Below are 2,604 nucleotides of genomic sequence, written 5' to 3'. Positions count from 1 at the left end.
GGTACAAAAGAGCATCGCGGCTGAAGCCGCTCCTACAGGAATTTGATGGGGTATCTCAGGCGGCCTTGACCGATGCGACCGCTTTCTGCGCGGCGTCATTGAGATCGTCGGCGGACGTGATTGCGAGACCCGATTTCTGCAGCAGCTCGCGGCCCTTCTCGACGTTGGTGCCCTGCAGTCGCACGATGACCGGAATCTTCAGACCGACTTCCTTCACCGCGGCGATGATGCCCTCGGCGATCAGGTCGCAGCGCACGATGCCGCCGAAGATGTTGACGAGAATCGCCTGCACCTTGTCCGAGCTCAGGATCAGCTTGAACGCTTCGGTCACGCGTTCCTTCGTGGCGCCGCCGCCGACATCGAGGAAATTGGCCGGTTCGCCGCCGGCGAGCTTGATCACGTCCATCGTCGCCATCGCGAGACCGGCGCCGTTGACCATGCAGCCGATGTTGCCGTCCATCGTCACGTAGTTGAGGTTGTGCTGCACCGCCGACGCTTCCGCCGCGTCTTCCTGCGTCAGGTCGCGCATCGCGGCGAGCTTCGGGTGACGGAACTCGGCGTTGTCGTCCGAATCCACCTTGCCGTCGAGCGCCATCAGGTCGCCCGAGGTCAGGATCGCCAGCGGATTGAGTTCGACCAGCGCGAGATCCTTCTCGTTGAACAGCTTGTACAGGCCCAGCATGATCTTGGTCAGCTGGCTCGCCTGCTTGCCGTTGAGGCCCATGTCGAACGCGAGCTTGCGGCACTGGTACGGCTGCAGACCCTCGACGAAGTTCACTTCGATCGTGTGGATGTCGTCGGGCGTTTCGCGCGCGACCTGCTCGATGTCGACGCCGCCCTGCGCCGACGCAATGAACGACACCGACCGGGTATCCCGATCGACCAGGATCGACAGGTACAGCTCCTTCGCGATGTCCGTCGCATCGGTCACCAGCACCAGGTTCACCGGCAGCGCACGACCGCCGGACTGGTAGGTTTCCATCTTGGTGCCGAGCATGGCGGTCGCGGCCTTCTTGACGTCGTCGAACGACTTGCAGAACTTGACGCCGCCCGCCTTGCCGCGGCCCCCGGCGTGGATCTGCGCCTTGACCATCCATTGTTCGCCGCCGAGTGCCTTGGCGCAGTCAACCGCCTGTTCGGCGGTGGAGGCCACCTTGCCGGGCGGCACCGGAATGCCGTACTCGGCGAACAATTCCTTGGCTTGGTATTCGTGGAAATTCATGCAGGCACCTTGGCGTTAAGGACGCGCGGCCGCGACGCCAAGGCGAAGCGCCAGCAAGCGCAATCCGGAGGAAACGGCGCGGCGTGGTCGCGCAACGGTCGCCTATTCTCGGGGATGGGGTCGGGGAAATCAAAAGAAGTCACCACCTGCACAGTTGAGCCGGCAACGACACGCTGAGCCAACGCGCCTCGCTCGTCCTGTGCTGCACCGGTGCACGCAGAGCAATTCGCGAACAACGGTGTCGCGCTCGCCCGATGCAAGCTCGAAGCCGCGGTTTCGCTATACTCGGGCGAATGGGGACGACGTGACCGCAGCACTCCTGACTCGCAGCAATGCCGGTTCTCCGGGCGACATTACCCGGCGCGAACTGTATTTCTTCAATCTCTATCGCTGCCTCGAAGCGGTCATCTACGCCGGGCTGGTGTTCAGTCCGTACGCGATCGAGTGGGTCAAAATCGCCCGGCCGGTACTCGGGCAAGCGGTTGCCATCGCCTATCTGGTCACCGCGTTCGTGCTGCTGCTTGGCACCGACCGCATGCGCGAACGTCTTTCCAGCGGCATCAGCGCGTCCCTGACCATCGACATCGTCGCCTCGTCACTGCTGTTGCTCGCACTTGCCGGCCACACAGTCGTGCCGATGCTGATGCTGGTCAACGTCGGCATCGCCGCGTTGTTGCTGCCGCGCCGCGCCTACGTGTTCGCCGGAATGGCCACCATCGGGGTTCTTGCGCCATTCGCCTACCAGCGCCTGACCTTGCCCGATGCCACCCACCCGGGCGTCGAAACCGTGGCGATCGTCGTCGCCTATTTCATCGTTGCCGCCTTGCTGCGGTACCTCGGCGGCCACATGCGCGCGACCGAAGACCTGGCTGCACAGCGCGGCGTCGATCTGCTCAACCTGGAGCAGGTCAACGAGCTGATCATCCAGCGCATGAAAACCGGCGTGCTGCTGGTCGACCAGGCAAACCAGATCCTGCGCATCAACGAATCGGCCTGGCACCTGATCGGCAATCCGCCGCCGAATCAGCGCGAACTCGGCACGGTTGCTGCGGAACTGTCGCGCCGCCTTTACCACTGGCGCCATTCCGGCAAGACCGACCAGACCGCCGTGGCGCTCGCGCATGACGTGCCCGAAGTCATCCCGCGTTTCACCCGGCTCGCGCCGAATGACGACACCAACGTGCTGATCTTTCTGGACGACACCTCGTTGCTGTCGCGACGTGCGGAGGAACTGACGCTGTCATCGCTCGGTCGTTTGTCCGCCTCGATCGCCCACGAGATCCGCAATCCACTCGCGGCGATCCGCTATTCGGCGCAACTGCTGGCCGAATCGCCGGAGCTCAACGCCGAGGACAAGCGCCTCGTCGACATCGTCAACAACC

The 2,604-nt window shown here is 63.7% G+C and carries 2 protein-coding genes; one reads left to right on the top strand and one right to left on the bottom strand.

Translation table 11 applies throughout. The annotated features are described in order from the left end of the window. Positions 1 to 55: 55 nt before the first annotated feature. Positions 56 to 1,222, bottom strand: a complete 1,167-nt coding sequence (sucC, locus tag ABIV12_RS10355; protein ID WP_348058940.1) for an ADP-forming succinate--CoA ligase subunit beta — start codon at positions 1,220 to 1,222, stop codon at positions 56 to 58. A 304-nt stretch (positions 1,223 to 1,526) separates the two neighbouring features. Between sucC and ABIV12_RS10350 the strand changes: the two genes are divergently transcribed. Beyond that, positions 1,527 to 2,604, top strand: a 1,078-nt coding sequence (locus tag ABIV12_RS10350) for a histidine kinase dimerization/phospho-acceptor domain-containing protein (protein WP_348058938.1), incomplete at its 3' end; no start/stop codon positions are given.

Source organism: Dokdonella sp. (assembly GCF_039926425.1).
GTDB lineage: Bacteria > Pseudomonadota > Gammaproteobacteria > Xanthomonadales > Rhodanobacteraceae > Dokdonella_A.
This window is presented reverse-complemented; position numbering and strand designations above follow the sequence as displayed.